Below are 16,997 nucleotides of genomic sequence, written 5' to 3' on the forward strand. Positions count from 1 at the left end.
TCCTGCGACGACGACGTCACCTCTCCGTGCTTCGAGCCTGCCGGACCGGCGACCGGCCCGGACAGGGCCGAAGGTCCCCTGCCCGAGGCCGTACGTCCTAAGTCCCGACCGCCCGCAAGCCCGCTCAGCAGGGCGAACGCCCTGGACCAAAGCTCCGCGCCGGGGGACTTCCGGCCCTGGGGACGGGGCGGCCCGGTGCGGTCCCATGGCGGTGGAGGTAGGAGCGGATCATGATGCGGATCAGCGTGCGGGACGTGATGACCACCCGGGTGGCCGCGGCCGAGGCGGGGACGCCGTTCAAGGACCTCGCCGCGCTGCTGGTGGGCCGCGGGGTGAGCGCCCTGCCGGTGCTGGACGGGCAGCGGCGGGTGATCGGCGTCGTCTCCGAGGCCGACCTGCTGCGCAAGGAGGAGTTCCGGGAGCTGTACCGGGGAGAGGGCTACCGGCCGCGGCTGCGGGCCCGGCTGCGCCGGCTGCTGGCCGGGCGCGGCGAGGACGGGCGGCGCAAGGCGGCGGGCGCGACGGCGGCCGAGCTGATGTCGTCGCCGCCGGTCACGGTCGCGCCGGAGACCTCCACGGTGACGGCCGCGCAGCTCATGGACGCGCGCGGGGTCAGGCGGCTGGTGGTGGTGGACGAGGAGGGGCGGCTGCTGGGCGTCGTGGGCCGGCGGGACCTGCTGAAGGCGTACACGCGGGACGACGCCGAGCTCAAGCGCTGGGTCGAGGACGCCATCCCCGAGCGGTGGACCGACCGGCGCGGCATCACGGTCGAGGTGCGGGACGGCATCGTGACGCTGTCCGGCCGCACCGCGACCCGCACCGAGGCGACGGCCGCCGTGCACCTCGCCAAGGGGCTCGGCGGGGTCGTGGACGTCCGTCCGGCCCTCTCCTGGCGGCGGGAGGGACGCGGGAGCCCGTCCGCCCGTTCATCCGTTTAAGGTTCAAGCTGTGATCGCATGCGGGAACGGGACGGCGGAGTGAGCACGACGGTCGGAGCCGGGCGGAAGACGCGGACGGAGCGGGCGGAACGGCCGAAGCGGCGGCGGCGCAGGCGGTGGATGTCCTGGACTTTCGTCACGCTGCTCGCCTTCTGGGCCCTGATCAGGGCCGGCGGGCTGGAGATGGGGTCGTTCCTGACCCAGTTGATGACCGTGACGCTCTACGGCGCGGTGCTCGCGGCGCTGACCGCGCTGCTGCTCGCCCGCCGCAACCGCCCGGCGGCGCTGGTCGCGGCCACGGCCTGCGTGGTGCTGGCCGCCTGCGTCGCGCCGCGGCTGACCGCCGAGGAGCAGCCGGCCGCGTCAGGGCCGGTGCTGCGGGTGCTGACGGTCAACCTGTTCGGCAGGGCCGACGCCGCGGCCGTGGTCGACCTGGTGCGCCGCGAGGCCGTGGACGTCTTCACGGCGCTGGAGCTGAGCCCGGAGCAGGCCGAGCGGCTGGACGCGGCCGGGCTGTCGCAGCTGCTGCCGTACCGGGTGCTGCAGGAGGCGCCGGGCCCGATCGGCAGCGGCATCTACGCGCGGCGGCCGCTGAAGGAGCTGCCCGACCTGTTCAGGCCGATCGGCCACAACATGCCGGCCGCCGCGCTGACCCTGCCGGGCGGGGCCGCGGTCGAGGTCGTCGCCGTGCACCCCGACCCGCCGCTCGGGCGCAAGGAGCCGGGGTGGAACGCCGCCCTGGACGCGCTGCCGCCGCCCGCCACGACGGGCGCCATGCGGGTGCTGGCGGGCGACTTCAACGCGAGCATCGACCACCGGGCCTTCCGCGAGCTGCTGGAACGCGGCTACGTCGACGCCGCCGCGCAGGTGGGCAAGGGCCTGGTGCCGACCTGGCCGAACAACCGGCCGGTGCCGCCGATCATCGCCATCGACCACGTGCTCGCCGACGAGCGGATGGCGGTGCGCCGGGTCGAGGTCGTGGACGTGCCCGGCACCGACCACCGCGGCGTGCTCGCCGAGCTCCGGCTGCCGTGATGTCACCTTCCGGCTAGTTCGAAAATCCGTTCGAGGATGGCATCGTCCCTCGAGGGCTCAACCGACCGAGGGGACACATCCATGCACTTACGAACCATCCGCCCTGCCGCCGCGCTGCTGGTCACGCTGCTCACGCTCGCCCTCACCGCCGTCCCGGCGCGGGCGGGCGGGCCGACCCTGGTGGTGCGGTGGAACCAGGCGCTGCTGTCGGCCGTGCGCGGCGGCACGCTCGGGCCGCCCATGGTGTCGCGGGCGCTGGCCATCGCCCACACCTGCGCGTACGACGCGTGGGCGGCCTACGACGCGGTGGCCGTCGGCACCCGGCTCGGCGGCACGCTTCGCCGGCCGCCCGCCGAGCGCACCGAGGCGAACAAGGCCGAGGCCATCAGCTACGCCGTCCACCTGGCGGCCACCGACCTCTATCCGGGGCAGCGCGCGACGTTCGACGCCCTGATGGCCGAGCTCGGTCACGACCCGGCCGCCCCGGACAGCCAGGCGGCGCAGACCGGCCTGGCCGCCTGCCAGGCCGTGCTCGACCACCGCCACGCCGACGGCTCCAACCAACTCGGCGGGTACGCCGACACCACCGGCTACGCGCCGGTCAACGCCCCCGTGGTCGTCGCCGAGCCGCTCACCACGCTCGCGCAGCCGGGCCGGTGGGCGCCGCTCACCTACCGCAACGCGGCGGGCGCGCTGGTCACGCCGCCGTTCCTGGTCCCGCACTGGGGGCAGGTGGCCTCCTTCAGCGGGTCGGCGCGGGCGCTGGCCGACGCCGTTCCCGCGCCGGCGCCGTACGGGTCGGCCGGCTGGCGGGCGCAGGCGGCCGAGATCGTGGCGACGACGGCCGCCCTCGACGACCGGAGCAAGTCGATCGCCGACTACTGGTCCGACGGGCCCGCCAGCGAGACGCCGCCCGGTCACTGGTGCCTGTTCGCGCAGCAGGTCTCGGCGCGCGACCGGCACGGGCTCGACCAGGACGTGAAGCTGTTCTTCGCGCTGGCCAACGCCGGCATGGACGCCGGGATCGCCGCCTGGGAGGTCAAGCGCGACCACGACAGCGGGCGGCCGATCACCGCGATCCGCGACCAGTACCGCGGGCAGCGGATCCCGACGTGGGGCGGGCGGACCGTGGACGGGGCGCTGTGGGTGCCCTACCAGCCGGCGACGTTCCCGACGCCGCCGTTCGGCGAGTACGTCTCGGGCCACAGCACGTTCAGCGCGGCGGCGGCCGAGGTGCTGCGGCGCTTCACCGGCAGCGACGTCTTCGGCGGTCAGGCCGTCGTCGCGGCCGGGTCGTCGAAGGTGGAGCCCGGGGTGACGCCGGCGCAGGACGTGACGCTGCGCTGGCGCACCTACAGCGAGGCCGCCGAGCAGGCGGGGCTCTCGCGCCGCTACGGCGGCATCCACTTCAGGGCGGGCGACCAGGAGGGCCGGGCGCTCGGCCGCGCGGTCGGCGACGCGGCGTGGAAGCGCGCGGCCGCGTACTGGACGGGCCGCGGCTGACCGGCCACATGGACGGCGCCCGCCCCCCGCGGTGGGGGCGGGCGCCTTGGGAAGACCGGGAGAGTGGCTGGTCAGGCCACGTTCTCCGCGGCCAGGCGCTCCAGCGTCCCGAGATCGAACGCGCCCGACTTGACCGCCGTGGTGAACGCCTCCCAGTCCCGCCTGGGCACCTCGAACACCAGCTCGGGGTGGTCGGCGTGGACGAGCTCCACGTGGTCGTTGATCCGCTTGGCCGCGACGCGGCCGGCGTCCTGAGTCATGTCGCATTCCTTCCTTCGTGAGCACTGCGGAGGAATCCGCCCCGGCCGCCCGTTCGCAGGCCGGCCGGGGCGGTGGCAGCAGCGTCGCATCCCCGTCCGGGATTCGGCCACCGCCACCTCGCGCACTCAGGGTGACAAATTCACCACTCGGAGTTTGTTGTCTTCTTCTCCGGAGCAAGAAAGATGTCATCGCCGGGGCATGATCCCTGTCATCCCCAACCGGTGACATCGCCGACTTATCCGCACGACCCTCGCCCGCGCATGCTGAGGCCATGACTTCTCGCCGATTCCCCACGAGCGCCCCGCGCGCGGCCCTGGCCGCCGCGATGGGCGCGCTGCTCGCGGCAGGCACCCTGGCCGGACCGGCGCACGCGGCCGGCGGGCCGGACCGGCAGGCGCTCGACCGGACGCTGGACGCGGTCCACGCCGCCGGCATGTACGGCATCTACTCGGAGGTCCGCGACGGCGGCCGGACGTGGAAGGGCGCGTCCGGCGTGGCCGACGTCGCCACCGGCCGCCCCGTCCGGCCCGACATGGTGCACCGGATCGGCAGCATCACCAAGACGTTCGTGTCGGTCGCGATCCTGCAGCAGGTCGCGCGGGGCACGATCGAGCTGGACGCGCCGGTGGGCCGCTACCTGCCCGACCTCGTCCCCGGCGAGCGCGGCCGGCGGATCACGGTGCGGATGCTGCTGAACCACACCAGCCACATCGCCGACTACATCCTCCCGGCGTTCCCCTCGCTGCAGGAGGGCTCGGTCAAGAGCCTGGACGACAACCGCTTCCGCCGCGTCGCCCCCAGAGAACTGGTCAGGATGGGCCTGGCCGCCACGCCGACCGGGGAGCCGGGGGCGCTTCCCGGGTCGTACTCGAACACCAACTACGTGCTCGCCGGCCTGCTGCTGGAGAAGGTGACCGGCGGCGACGCCGCCGATCACATCACCCGGCACGTGATCAGGAAGGCGGGCCTGCGGCACACGTCGTTCCCGCGCTCGCCGCACATCCCGGGGCCGCACTCCGGCGCGTACGAGTCGTGGTACGGCTTCTTCGACCCGCCCCGCGACTTCAGCGTCTACGACATGTCGTGGGCGAGCACGGCCGGGGCGATCACCTCCACCATGGACGACCTCAACAAGTTCTACCGGGCGCTGCTGCGCGGCGAACTGCTGCCTCCCGCGCAGCTCGCCGAGATGCGCACGACGGTGCCGGTGCTGGCGGCCGGCTACACCATGGACTACGGCCTCGGCATCTACGCGGCCGACCTGCCCTGCGGCCGGTTCTGGGGGCACGACGGCGGTGTGTTCGGCATGGCCACGCAGTCGCTGGCCAGCGAGGACGGCGAACGGCTGATCTCGTACGGCGTCAACCGCACGAAGTATCAGCAGATCGACGAAGGCGGCATCGTGCTGCACGAGATGGACATCGCCCAGGCCAGGCACCTGCTGGTGGCGCTCTGCGGGTCGGACTTCGCCGGGGACGCCCCCACCGCGAGGACGGCCTCCGAGGCGTCGTTCCTGCCGTTCCGCGCCGACCGGGGGATGCCGGTCCGGCCGTGACGCCGGGCCGCGGGTGTGTCGTGGGTCACCTCCGTCGTGTGGATTCCTGCACAGAAGATCTCCCGCTATCTCCGTAATGTCCGTGCTGCCGGACAGCACCCGGCAGCACCGACACGGGGAGGAACCCACAATGCGCAAGACCCTCGCCATGGCGACCATCGCCGGCTCGATGGCCCTGACCGGCCTCGCCGTCGCCCCCGCCGCCCAGGCGACCAGCTCGACGACCGCGAGCGCCCACGTCACCACCTGGGGCAAGTTCTTCTCGAGCGACCACAAGGCCTACACCATCGGCAAGACCTGGAAGCAGCACGGCAAGGTCTACACGAAGTGGTACGGGGTGGACAAGCGCGGCGGCAAGAAGGGCTGGGTCTGGTTCGAGTACTACAAGAACGGCTCCTGGCACCGCTTCAACCACGCCTTCGACGGCAAGGTGGCCGGCGCCTGGAACGGCCGGGGGATCAAGAAGATCTACACGTTCACCTGCTGGGCCGGCAAGTTCGACAACTGCGGCAAGAAGTACCGCATCTACTGATGGATCGATCAGAGGCCCGGCGAACGCCGGGCCTCTGGCCGTTCGGCGTCAGTGCGTGAACGCCTGGAACTCGGCGGCCCGCACCTGCTCCCGCTGCGGGCTCGCCGTGGCGCAGTCCGTCGCGGAGGTCGGGTCGGCGTCCTGCTCCCCCGCGTACAGCGGGTTGCCGGTGCACTGGGTGCTGACCACGCGCAGCATCAGGTGCGTGGCCTTGGCCGGGCGCACGTCGAACGACTTGATCAGCAGGTCCGAGCCGCGCGGGCGCGGCAGCGCGGTGTCGAACACGTCCTTCTTGCTGGTGTGGATCCTGGTGAAGCCGGCCGGGTCGGCGCAGTTCGCGCTGCAGGCCAGCACCTCGAAGGCGCGCAGGGCGGAGAAGCGGTTCTGCCCGCCGGGGTCGGCCGGGTCGGTCACCGCGGGCCGGAGCATGGCGCTCACCTGGACCCTGCGGACCGTGACGGGCTCGTCGCCCGCGAGGTCCACGACCACCGACTTGCCGGCCGGCGCGCCGGAGAGCGAGGCCCAGTTCGTGGCCTCGGTCTCGTCGATGAGCTTGGCCTGGTTGACGCCGTCGCCGCTCGCCGTCGCGCCGCTCGCCGCCGCGGCGAGGTTGCGGGTCAGCGGCAGGGCCAGCGGCAGCGTCACGCCCGGCAGCACCGCGAACGTCAGCCGCCGGTGCCCGAACCCGGCGCCGGCCACCACGAAGTCGTAGACGCCCGGCGTCATCTCCACGGTGTCGCCGAGCGGGGTGGCCGGGTCGGTGTCGGCGACCGGGACGGCGCGGGCCTCGTAGTCGCCGACGTAGAGGCGCAGCGCCGCGTCCTTCGCCTCGCCGAGCGGCTTCAGCCGCAGCGAGCCGTTCTTACCCGCCGGGTTGACGAAACTCGGGGTCGCCTCGCCGTCGTTCGGGCCGGTGCTCGCCGCGTCACGGCCCAGACCGTGCTCGGCGAACGCGCGCCACATGATGTCCTGGTTCGCGCCGCCGAAGCGGATCGCGTCGGCGGCGAGCAGGGCGTCGCGGTGGTCGACGTACGTGACCGCGCCCGAGGCCATCAGCAGCAGCGCGTCGAAGGAGAGCTGCGCCCAGCGGCGGTTGCCGGGGCAGCGCTCGACCGGCGTGCGGCCGTCGGCGCAGGAGCGCTGGAGCTTGTCCGTGCCGGAGCCGTAGCGCTTGACGAAGGCCGCCCGCACGTCGAACTGGGTGGCCGTCCAGATCTCGCCGTCGGCGTGGACCTGCTGGCCCACCAGGTCGTAGTTGAGGTCGCTGTAGTTGAGCAGCGACTTCGACATGTCGTAGTTGCGGATGCCGCGCTGCTTGTCGCCGGTGACGTAGCCGCCGATCACGTACGGGGTCGCGCCCGCCGGGCGGAAGGCGTACTCGTAGAGGTACTCCATGGCGAACAGGTCGGAGGTGCTCTCGTTCATGGCGCCCGCCTGGGCCCCGCTCCAGCCGGCGTTCGGGCCGCCGATCATACGGCCGGAGATGGCGTGCGAGTACTCGTGGGCGATGACCGACATGTCGTAGTCGCCGTCCACACAGGGCCCGTAGAAGGAGCCGGCGATCGGCTGCCACAAGTACATGTTCGTGATCGGCGCGGTGCCGTCAGGACCGGTGATCTGGTTGGCGTTGTCGCGTACGGACGCCACCCGCGCCCCCGCCTGGGCGTTGCCCTGCTCGGGGTCGCCGCCGAGGCCGCCGCGCCCGCCGTTGTCGGTCTGCATGTTCCACGCCGACTCGGTGAAGCCCAGCCGGTAGGACCAGTCGTGCATGCGGTTGTGCATGGCGTTGAGGTTGGCGATGGCCGCCTCCAGGTCGGCCTCGCCGGGCTGGTCGAGCGCGGCCGGGTCGCACTTGGCGGTGTACCAGGCGTTGCGCCACGGGTAGACGTAGTTCCTGCTCGGGGTGAGCACGTTGGAGCGGGTGCCGACGGTGAACGCGTCGCCGCTGGCGCGGTTCTCGTAGGTGCGGGCCGCGTTGCCGAGGCTCGTGCTGGTCGGCTCGCCGGTGGCGTGGTCCACGTCCCATGCCCTGCCGGTCGCCGCGTCGCCGCCGGTGGCGAGGTCGCAGCCGGGGCCGGCGGTGTGGCACCAGGTCTGGCGGGTGTCGGCGGAGGAGTAGTAGTCGCCGCGCGGGGTGGCGGGGAACACCCCCCACTTCGGGTTCTCGGGGTCGAAGTGGTCGACCAGGTTCTCGCGGGTGAGGACCGCGCCGCTGACCGCGTCCACGTGCGTCGTGTACGCCGCGGGCTCGCCGTCCGCGCCGCCGATCAGCACGACCTGGTAGGCCCGGTGCACGCCGTCCGGCGCGGGCACCGCCACCGCCGTGACCTTCTGGGTGACGGCCGTGGCGAGGTCGATGCCGCCGTCCCTGGCCGCGATCTCCAGCGCCTGCCGCTCGCTGATCGCGGCGGCCGGGGGCTCCTGCGTGGCACGTGACAGCGAGGAGGTGACGGACCGGACGGCGCCGTTCACCACGCCGACGGCGACCAGGCCGTCCACCCCCGCCGGCAGGCCGCCGAAACGCTGCCGCAGCAGGACGGCCGCGCCGTCGCCGATGGGGTTGACCGCGACCTTCTCCAGCGCGTCGACGGCCTCGGCGGACAGGCCGAAGACGCTCTCGTTCGCCTTCAGGTAGGCGCGGGCGGCCTGCTCGGGATCGGCGCCGAGACCCTGGGCGAGGGGTTCGGCGCCGACGACGGCGGCCGGGGTGCCGAGCTTGTTCCAGCGGATCTCGGCGGCGGGGCCGGCCCTGCGGGCGGTCGCGCCGGGCGGCGGCTCGACCCGGCCCTGACGGTTGTCCACGTCGGGCTTGGCGTGCTGCTCGGCCTGGAAGTCGTGGACGGGGGCCTGCCCGCCGGGTTCGCCCCGGGCCGGTCCCACGGGAGACAGTGCGGCCGCGACGAGCGCGGCGGCGAGGAGGGTGCTGCTGCGTAACCAGGACTTTGACGACACGTTGGTCCTCTCTGGCCGGCGGAGGACGCGCGGATCACGCGCGCCCTCCGCCAGAGGTAACACCGTGTTGACTGCCTGACAAGATCCCGGTCCGGGGGGACGGGCGCGGGCCTACGTCGCCGCGGGCAGGCGGACCTGCGGCGCGACGCGGTCGGCCCAGGCGGACACCACGGCCTCCAGGTCCGGGAGCTGTGACTCCAGGAAGGCCAGGCCGGGCGTCGGCACGGTGGCGCCCAGTTCGACCAGCAGCGGGCGCAGGTGCACCTCGACCGCCAGCGCGTGCTTCGGGTCGCCCATGACCAGCAGCGGCAGCGCGGTCTTCCCGGCCAGCGCGGCCGGGGGCAGCCGGTCGAGGAACGCCTTCAGCAGCCCCGTGTAGGTGCCCTTGTAGGTGGGGCTCGCGACGACGAGCACGTCCGCCTCCGCCACCAGCCCCAGCGCCGCCTCCACCCCCGGGGAGGCGGCGGGGGCCAGCAGGTGGGGGCCGAGCGCCGACAGGTCGGCCAGCTCGTGCGGCAGGGACGCGCCGAGCCGGGCGGCGACCGCCTCGGCCGCCGCGACGGCCACGGCCTCGGTGCGCGAACCCGCCCTCGGGTTGCCGACGACGGTGAGAACGGTCATGGGTTCGCCTCCTGGCGTGAGGTGGTGGTCATCCGGCGGCCACCAGGTCCTTGGCGTAGCGCGAGGCCGGGCGGGGCAGGCCGTAGTTCTCGCGGAGGGTGCGGCCCTCGTACGCGTGCCGGAACAGCCCCCGCGCCCGCAGCTCGGGCACCACGTGGTCGACGAAGTCGGACAGGCCGTGCGGCAGGATCGGCGGCATCACGTTGAAGCCGTCGGCCGCGCCGCCCTCGAACCACTCCTGGATCTGGTCGGCGATCTGCTCGGGCGTCCCTGCGACGACCCGGTGGCCGCGGCCCCCGGCCAGGCGGGCGAGGAGCCGCCGGACCGTGAGGCGCTCGCGCCTGGCCAGCTCGACGACGAGCTTGCGCCGGCTCTGCGCGCCCTCCGTCTCGACCGGCACGTCGGGCAGCTCCCGGTCCAGGTCGTCCTCGGTGAGCTCGATGCCGGTCATCTGGCCGAGCTGTGCCAGCCCGTACGCGGGGACGATCAGGTCCTCCAGCTCCTTCTCCAGCCGCAGCGCCTCCCGCTCGGTCGAGCCGATGATCGGCGAGATGCCGGGCAGCACCAGCACCTCCTCGGGGCGCCGGCCACGGGCGGCGACCCGGCGCTTCAGGTCGGCGTAGAACTCCCGCCCCTCCTCAAGGGTCTGCTGGGCGGTGAAGACGGCCTCGGCGTAGCGGGCCGCGAAGTCCTTGCCGTCCTCCGACGACCCGGCCTGCACCAGCAGCGGATGGCCCTGGGGCGGGCGGGAGGCGTTGAGCGGGCCGCGGACGGCGAAGTGCGCGCCCTCGTGCTCGATGGCGTGGATCTTGCCGGTGTCGGCGTAGCGGCCGGCCACGCGGTCACGGACGACGGCGTCGTCCTCCCAGCTGTCCCAGAGCTTGAGCACGACGTCCAGGAACTCCTCCGCGCGGGCGTAGCGGGCGGCGTGTGGGGGGCGTTCGACGCCGAAGTTGCGGGCCTCGGCCTCGCCCGCGGAGGTGACGATGTTCCAGCCGGCCCGGCCGCCGCTGATGTGGTCGAGCGAGGCGAACTTGCGCGCCACGTGGAAGGGCTCGTTGTACGTCGTGGACACGGTCGCGATGAGCCCGACGTGGTCGGTGACGGCGGCCAGGGCGGCCAGCAGGGTGAGGGGTTCGAGGCCGCCGAGCGCGTTGTGCCCGACGTGCCCCTGCAGGGCGAGCCCGTCGGCGAGGAACACCGAGTCGAGCGTGCCGCGCTCGGCGATCCTGGCCAGCTCCTGGTAGTGCCGGACGTCGGTGAGGCGGGCCGGTTCGGTGCTCGGGTGCCGCCAGGCTGCCTCGTGATGGCCGACGCCCATGAGGAAGGCGTTGAGGTGGAGCTTTCTCGTCACGTGGTCCTCCAGGTGGAGAAGCGGCGCTCGGCGGCGACCAGGAGCAGGTTCAGCAGCAGGCCGAGGACGGAGATGGTGATGATCCCCGCGTACATGTCGGGGATGCGGAAGCTGGACTGGGTGTCGAGGATGAGGTAGCCGAGGCCGGCCTTCGCGCCGACCATCTCGGCGAACAGCAGCACGAGGATGGAGGTCGCGCCGGCCAGCCGCACGCCGGTGAAGATCGCGGGCACGGCGGCGGGCAGGATCACCTTCTGGAACAGCCGGAACGGGCCGAGGCCCATGGACCTGGCGGACTTCACGAGCAGGGGCTCGACGGTCTTCACGCCGCTGATCGTGTTGAGCAGGATGGGCCACGAGCAGGCGTACAGCACGAAGGAGACCTTGGCGGGCTCGCCGATGCCGAGGATCAGCGTGAACACCGGCAGCAGCGCCACCGCCGAGGTGTTGCGGAACAGCTCCAGCAGGGGCGTCAGCAGGTCGGCGACCGGGCGGTACCACCCGATGAGCAGCCCGAGCGGGATGGCGAGCACGACGGCCAGGCCGAAGCCGGCCAGGGAGCGGCCCAGCGACGCCCCCAGGTGCTCGGGGAGGCTGCCGGTGACGAGGAGGTCGTACCAGGCGGCGAGGTCGTCCGAGAGCGGGGGGACGAACACCGGGTCCACGACGCCGGTCCTCGGCAGGATCTCCCAGGCGGCGAGGAGGAGCAGCACGGCGACCGTGTTGACCCCGGCCCTGCGCAGCCACGCGGGCAGCCGACCGCGCCGCCGGGTGGGCGGCGCAACGTCGTCCTTGGAGTCGTCGTCGGCCTCGTCGTCAGGGAGGTCGTACCAGTGGAGGTCGCCGGGCAGTGCGGCGCGGGTGTCAGCCATGGGTGATCGCCACCTCTCGCTCCTGCACCTGCGCTGCGGCGACCTCGTCGCGCAGCAGCGTCCAGATGTGGTGACGGTACTCGCCGAAGGCCGGGTCGGCGCGCAGGTCGCCCTCGCGCGAGTCGAACGCGACCTCGACGATCTCCTTGATCCGGCCGGGCCGCGAGGTCATGACGGCGACCCGCTGCCCCAGGTAGACGGCCTCGTCGATGCCGTGCGTGATGAAGATGACCGTCTTGCCGGTGTGCTGCCAGACGCGGACCAGCTCCTCCTGCAGCGACTCGCGGGTCTGCGCGTCGAGCGCGGCGAACGGCTCGTCCATGAGCAGCACGTCGGGGTCGAAGGCGAGGCTGCGGGCGATGGCGACGCGCTGGCGCATGCCGCCGGACAGCTCGTGCGGGTAGCGGTCCTCGAACCCGGCGAGGCCCACCAGCGCCAGGTGCTCGCGCGCCCGCGCCGCCCGCTCCCGCCTCGGCACGGCCTTGGCCTCCAGGCCGAACTCGACGTTCGCCTGCGCGGTGCGCCACGGGAACAGCGCGTACTGCTGGAAGACCACGCCCCGGTCGAGGCCGGGTCCGGTGACGGGGTCGCCGTCGATCAGGATCTGCCCGGACGTCGGCGGGGTGAGCCCCGCGACCAGGTCGAGCAGGGTGGACTTGCCGCAGCCGCTCGGCCCGACGAGCGCGAGGAACTCGCCCGCGCGCACGTCGAGGTCCACCCCGGACAGCGCGGTGAACGGCTCGGCGGCGTCCCTGACGTGGAAGGTCTTGGTGACGTTGCGGATGCCGATCTCGGTCATGAGGCGCTCCCGGCGGCGTAGGGGTTGAACGCGTTGGTGTAGAGGTCGTCCGGCTCGACCTGGCCGGGGCGCAGCTCGCCCTCGCGGGTGAGCCAGTCGATCCAGGTGGCGAACTCCTTCGGGGCGATGACGCCGCCCTTGCCGGCGATGCCGGTGCTCTTCCAGAAGCGGACGGTCTCGGCGCTCTCGTTCCGGCCGCGCTTGGCGATGATCCGCTCGAACGTGCCGACGACCTCGGCCCGCGAGTGCGTCTGCGCCCAGGCGACGGCCTTGGCGAAGCCGGTCACGAACGTCCTGGTGGTGGTCGGGTTGTCGGCGATGAAGTCCTCGCGCAGCACGATCGAGCCGGCGGTGAAGGGGCCGAACAGGTCCACGTCGGTGAACAGCGGCCGCAGGCCGCCGCGTTCGAGCGCCTTGTCCCTGAGCACGCCGCCGAGGGTGCCCGCGTCGAGCTGTCCCTGCCGGACGGCCTGCTCGGTGTTGACCGGCGGGATCACCACGAGCTGGACCTGCTTGATCTCGTCGGGGGTCAGGCCCTGGCGCTTGAGGTATTCCTTGATGACGGCCTCGTGGTGCGCGCCGAGCGTGTTGACGCCGATCTTCTTGCCGATGAGGTCGCGGGCGGTCCTGATCGGGCTGTCGTCCTTGACGTAGTAGCCGTTGAAGGTGTCCTGGTCGGAGCCGTAGTAGCCGACCACTGCCTTGATGGGGGCCCTGGCGGCCTTGAGCTTGACGATCGCGCCGTTGAACGCGCCGCCGAAGTCGGTCTGGCCGGTGGCGGCCGACTGGATGTCCTGGGGGCCGGAGGTGGTGTTGCCCACCCACTTGAGCTTGAGGTCGCCGAGGTAGCCGAGCTCCTCGGCCAGCTCGGCGTAGGTGACGGCGCCGGGGCTGCCCTGGTAGCGCAGCACCTTCACCTCCGACGTTCCGGTGGTCGCCTCGGCGCCGCCGCAGCCCGCCAGGACGGCGGGCAGCAACGCGGCCATGAGGGCATGTCTGGTCTTGATCACGGTGGGGTTCCTCGTCGGGGGGAGGGAGTGAGGGGTTCCTGGGTGCGTGATCAGCGACACTGCGCGCTGGCGACGTGGCCGTGGTCCACGTGCGGGCGCCGGGTCAGGTAGAGGCCCTGGCTCATGCGTACGAAGCTACGGCCCTCCTTTCTGAAAGTCAACTTTTCCTACTGGACATGCATGAAATTACTCGATCTCGTACGACACACTCGATCAGGGAGGCTCGATGATCTTCATTACCGCGAAGTTCCGCGTCAAGCCGGAGCACGCCGACCGCTGGCCGGAGATCACCGGGGAGTTCACCGAGGCGACCCGCGCCGAGCCCGGCTGCCTGTGGTTCGACTGGTCGCGCAGCCTTGACGACCCGGCCGAGTACGTCCTGGTGGAGGCGTTCCGCGACGACGCGGCCGGGGCGGCGCACGTGCAGTCGCCGCACTTCGAGCAGGCCCGACGGGATCTGCCGCAGTACCTCGTGGAGACGCCGCGCATCGTCAACACCACGGTGCCGCAGGACGACTGGTCCGAGCTCGGCGAGATGGCCGTGAAGGACTGACCCGGCCCTACCTCCTACACGTCGCCGTAGGCGAACAGCTCGAACGGCTCCCGCCCGGCCCGCGGCGTGAACTCGCGCGGGTCGGGCGGGCTCGCCTGGCCGCCGGAGTCGGTATAAGTCAGGACAAGTTTTTTTCCGGGTTATTGACGAAAAAGAGGTGACCTCGGCACACTCTCCGTCATGTCACTCCCCCGTGGCCCCCTGTCCCAGCTCCGGCGCGGGCACGAAGAGCTCGTGCTCGGCCTGCTGCGCAAGCACGGCCCGCTGAGCCGGGGCGAGCTCGGCAAGCTGTGCCGGCTGTCGCGCACCACGCTGTACGACATCCTCGCCGAGCTCGTCGCCACCGGCGCCGTCGTGCCCGCCGGGCAGCAGGACGACGGCCCGCGCGGCCGGGGCCGGCCGGCCGAGACGCTGACGCTCAACCCCGGCGCCGGGCAGGCGATCGGCATCGACTTCGCCCGGCGGGCGCTGCACGTGGCGGCGGTCAACCTGGCGCACGAGATCGTCGGCGCGGCCAGCGAGCCGCACGACGCCGACCTGCCGTGGGAGCGGCGGGTGGACCTGGCCGAGCGGCTGATCGGCCGGCTCGGCGGCGGCGACCTGCGGCTCGGCGCGCTGAGCGCGATCGGCGCGGGCGTCGTCGGCCCCATCAGCGACCCCGGCAGCGAGGGCGGGCCGGACGACGCCGGGGAGCCGCTCCCCCACCGGGCGCAGGTGCTGCTGCGGGAGCGGTTCGGCGTGCCCGTGCTGCTCGACAACAACACCCGCCTGGCCGCGCTCGGCGAGGCCATCTGGGGTGCGGCCGCCGGCGGCAGGGACGTGCTCTACCTGCGCCTGTCCCACGGCGTCGGCGGCGGCCTGGTGATCGACGGGTCGCTGCACCGCGGCGCGTACGGCCTGTCCGGCGAGTTCGGCCACATCGTGGTCGATCCGGGCGGCCGGCCGTGCTCCTGCGGCGGCACCGGCTGCCTGGAGACCGTCGCCTCGGTCAGGGCCGTCCTCGACGCCTACCGTGAGCGCGGCGGCCAGGCCGACGACGTACGCGGCCTGGTCGAGGCCGTGGGGCGGGCGGAGCCGGACGCGCTCGCCCTGCTGGCGGAGGTCGGCGCGGACATCGGCGCGGTGCTCGCGGCCCTGTGCAACGCGGTCGGCCCCGGCGTCATCGTGATCGGCGGCGAGCTGGCCGAGACCGGCGCCGCGCTGCTGGAGCCGATCGGGCGCACGCTCGACGCCCGGATCATGCCGATCTCCCGGCACCGGGTCAGCCTGCGCCGGGCCACGCTCGGCGAGGCCGCGGGCGCGCTCGGCGGCATCGCGCTGGTGCTGCACGAGTCGCCCCTGCTCTCCCGCTACCCGGCCGGCCCCGACCTCGCCGCCGGAGCTCCCCCGCCGTCCCCGCGGCACCACAACCTCGTGAAGGAGGGTTCATGACCCAGCTCACCACGCTGGGCAAGCCGGCGGCCCCGACGGCGCGGCGCGCCGCCGGGCGTCCCCGGCGCACGCTCGTGCTCAACCTGGTCGCGGTCGTCCTCGGCCTGCTCGTCTGGACGCTGCTGGCCACGATCGGCGTCCAGGGCCTGCCGACCCCGCTGGAGGTCGCGGCCAAGACCGGCGAGCTGGTCGCGGACGGCACCCTGCTCCAGGACGCGCTCGCCAGCCTCCGCCGGGTGCTGCTCGGCTTCCTCATGGGCACGCTGCTCGCGATCCCGGTCGGCTTCCTCATGGGCTGGTACGCCACCGCGCGCGGCCTGCTGGAGCCGTACGTGCAGTTCTTCCGCACCATCCCGCCCCTGGCGATCATCCCGCTGGCCATCGTGCTGCTCGGCATCGGCGAGGTGCCGAAGGTCTTCGTGATCTTCCTGGCCGCGTTCCTGTCCAGCGTCGTCTCGACCTTCCAGGGCGTGGTGGACGTGGACAAGACGCTCATCAACGCCGCCCGCGTGCTGGGCGCGTCCGACCGGACGATCTTCCTGAAGGTCGTGGTCCCGGCGTCCACGCCGTTCATCCTGGTCGGGATGCGGGTCGGGCTCGGCTCGGCCTGGGGGACGCTGGTCGCCGCGGAGCTGATCGCCGCCCAGGAGGGGCTGGGCTACCGGATGCAGCAGGCCCAGCTCTACTACGACCTGTCCACGATCTTCGTGGGTCTCATCGCCATCGGCGTGCTCGGCCTGCTGATGGACCGCCTGCTGCTGCTCGCCGAGCGCCGCCTCACCGACTGGCAGGAGCGCCGATGAACGCCAAGATCTCCTTCAGGGACATCGTCAAGACCTATCCGATGAAGGACGGCGTCTTCACCGCGCTCGACCACGTCTCCCTGGACATCGCCGACCGCGAGTTCGTCACGGTCGTCGGCCCGTCGGGGTGCGGCAAGAGCACGCTGATGAGCATGGCCGCCGGCCTGACCGAGCCCACCTCGGGCGAGGTGCTGGTGGACGGCGCGCCCGTCCCCGGCCCTGGACCGGACCGCGGGGTGATCTTCCAGCAGTACGCGCTGTTCCCGTGGCTGACCGTGCGCAAGAACGTCGAGTTCGGCCTCAAGCTCATGAACCTGCCGCCCGACGAGCGCAGGAGGCGCGCCGAGCACGCGATCGAGCTGGTCGGGCTGTCGGACTTCGCCGACGCGCTGCCGAAGACCCTGTCCGGCGGCATGAAGCAGCGCTGCGCCATCGCCCGCGCGTACGCGGTCGACCCGCAGGTGCTGCTCATGGACGAGCCGTTCGGCGCCCTCGACGCGCTCACCCGGGTCCAGCTCCAGGACCAGCTCCTCGCGACCTGGAGCCGCGAGCAGCACACGGTCATGTTCATCACCCACGACGTGGACGAGGCCGTCTACCTGGCCCGGCGGGTGATCGTCATGGCCGCCCGGCCCGGCCGCGTCCAGCAGATCGTCGAGGTGGACCTGCCGTATCCGAGGACCGAGGAGATGCGGCTGTCGCCGGAGTTCGCGCGCATCCGCAACGAGGTCTGGCACGGCGTCTACCACCAGCCCAAAGCAGCTTAGAACCCCCCTGG

16 protein-coding genes are annotated in these 16,997 nt (G+C 72.8%); 9 read left to right on the plus strand and 7 right to left on the minus strand.

Annotated elements, in window-relative coordinates; all coding sequences use genetic code 11:
- Positions 1–230: 230 nt before the first annotated feature.
- The 3 genes from ACBR40_RS16650 to ACBR40_RS16660 all read left to right on the plus strand — a co-directional run bounded on the left by ACBR40_RS16650 (position 231) and on the right by ACBR40_RS16660 (position 3,476).
- Positions 231–938: a CBS domain-containing protein gene (locus ACBR40_RS16650; RefSeq protein WP_371249297.1), complete on the plus strand. Its 708-nt coding sequence runs from the start codon at positions 231–233 to the stop codon at positions 936–938.
- An 18-nt stretch (positions 939–956) separates the two neighbouring features.
- Positions 957–1,973 carry an endonuclease/exonuclease/phosphatase family protein gene (locus tag ACBR40_RS16655; protein WP_371249298.1) on the plus strand — a complete coding sequence of 339 codons (1,017 nt, stop codon included), beginning with the start codon at positions 957–959 and terminating at the stop codon, positions 1,971–1,973.
- Between the two features lie 81 nt (positions 1,974–2,054).
- Entirely contained in the window at positions 2,055–3,476 is a 1,422-nt protein-coding gene (locus ACBR40_RS16660; RefSeq protein ID WP_344204596.1) for a vanadium-dependent haloperoxidase, read from the plus strand.
- Between the two features lie 71 nt (positions 3,477–3,547).
- Here the strand turns inward: ACBR40_RS16660 and ACBR40_RS16665 are convergent, their stop codons facing one another.
- Positions 3,548–3,736, minus strand: coding sequence for a hypothetical protein (locus tag ACBR40_RS16665; protein WP_344204598.1), 189 nt, complete (start codon positions 3,734–3,736; stop codon positions 3,548–3,550).
- 272 nt (positions 3,737–4,008) lie between these two features.
- Here ACBR40_RS16665 and ACBR40_RS16670 point away from each other — a divergent pair, with 272 nt between their 5' ends.
- Together ACBR40_RS16670 and ACBR40_RS16675 are read left to right on the plus strand one after the other, a co-directional pair.
- Positions 4,009–5,292: a serine hydrolase domain-containing protein gene (locus ACBR40_RS16670; protein ID WP_371249299.1), complete on the plus strand. Its 1,284-nt coding sequence runs from the start codon at positions 4,009–4,011 to the stop codon at positions 5,290–5,292.
- A gap of 130 nt (positions 5,293–5,422) precedes the next feature.
- Positions 5,423–5,824 (plus strand): hypothetical protein, encoded by a 402-nt coding sequence (locus ACBR40_RS16675; protein WP_371249300.1) that lies wholly within the window; start codon positions 5,423–5,425, stop codon positions 5,822–5,824.
- Between the two features lie 48 nt (positions 5,825–5,872).
- Here ACBR40_RS16675 and ACBR40_RS16680 read toward each other — a convergent pair whose 3' ends face one another.
- The 6 genes from ACBR40_RS16680 to ACBR40_RS16705 form a co-directional block, all read right to left on the minus strand.
- Positions 5,873–8,776, minus strand: a complete 2,904-nt coding sequence (locus ACBR40_RS16680; protein WP_371249301.1) for a M36 family metallopeptidase — start codon at positions 8,774–8,776, stop codon at positions 5,873–5,875.
- A gap of 111 nt (positions 8,777–8,887) precedes the next feature.
- Positions 8,888–9,397 (minus strand): NADPH-dependent FMN reductase, encoded by a 510-nt coding sequence (locus ACBR40_RS16685; protein WP_329582285.1) that lies wholly within the window; start codon positions 9,395–9,397, stop codon positions 8,888–8,890.
- A 28-nt stretch (positions 9,398–9,425) separates the two neighbouring features.
- A complete protein-coding gene (locus tag ACBR40_RS16690; protein WP_371249302.1) occupies positions 9,426–10,751 on the minus strand; it encodes an LLM class flavin-dependent oxidoreductase in 1,326 nt (441 codons plus the stop codon).
- A complete protein-coding gene (locus ACBR40_RS16695) occupies positions 10,748–11,623 on the minus strand; it encodes an ABC transporter permease (RefSeq protein WP_344204606.1) in 876 nt (291 codons plus the stop codon). Before ACBR40_RS16695 ends, ACBR40_RS16690 begins: the two co-directional genes overlap by 4 nt.
- Positions 11,616–12,422 carry an ABC transporter ATP-binding protein gene (locus ACBR40_RS16700; RefSeq protein ID WP_344204607.1) on the minus strand — a complete coding sequence of 269 codons (807 nt, stop codon included), beginning with the start codon at positions 12,420–12,422 and terminating at the stop codon, positions 11,616–11,618. Before ACBR40_RS16700 ends, ACBR40_RS16695 begins: the two co-directional genes overlap by 8 nt.
- On the minus strand, positions 12,419–13,432 hold the full coding sequence (locus ACBR40_RS16705) for an ABC transporter substrate-binding protein (protein ID WP_371249303.1): 1,014 nt from the start codon (positions 13,430–13,432) through the stop codon (positions 12,419–12,421). Before ACBR40_RS16705 ends, ACBR40_RS16700 begins: the two co-directional genes overlap by 4 nt.
- A gap of 226 nt (positions 13,433–13,658) precedes the next feature.
- On the opposite strand from ACBR40_RS16705, the gene ACBR40_RS16710 reads away from it, so the two are divergent.
- From ACBR40_RS16710 to ACBR40_RS16725, 4 genes are all read left to right on the plus strand, one after another.
- Positions 13,659–13,985, plus strand: coding sequence for a putative quinol monooxygenase (locus tag ACBR40_RS16710; protein ID WP_344204611.1), 327 nt, complete (start codon positions 13,659–13,661; stop codon positions 13,983–13,985).
- Between the two features lie 180 nt (positions 13,986–14,165).
- Positions 14,166–15,416, plus strand: a complete 1,251-nt coding sequence (locus tag ACBR40_RS16715) for an ROK family protein (protein ID WP_371249304.1) — start codon at positions 14,166–14,168, stop codon at positions 15,414–15,416.
- A complete protein-coding gene (locus ACBR40_RS16720; protein ID WP_371249305.1) occupies positions 15,413–16,219 on the plus strand; it encodes an ABC transporter permease in 807 nt (268 codons plus the stop codon). The genes ACBR40_RS16715 and ACBR40_RS16720 overlap by 4 nt, the downstream gene beginning before the upstream one ends.
- Positions 16,216–16,986 carry an ABC transporter ATP-binding protein gene (locus ACBR40_RS16725; RefSeq protein ID WP_371249306.1) on the plus strand — a complete coding sequence of 257 codons (771 nt, stop codon included), beginning with the start codon at positions 16,216–16,218 and terminating at the stop codon, positions 16,984–16,986. Before ACBR40_RS16720 ends, ACBR40_RS16725 begins: the two co-directional genes overlap by 4 nt.
- Positions 16,987–16,997: the final 11 nt, after the last annotated feature.

It is taken from the genome of Nonomuraea sp. AD125B, assembly GCF_041402765.1.
GTDB classification, from domain to species: Bacteria; Actinomycetota; Actinomycetes; order Streptosporangiales; family Streptosporangiaceae; genus Nonomuraea; species Nonomuraea bangladeshensis.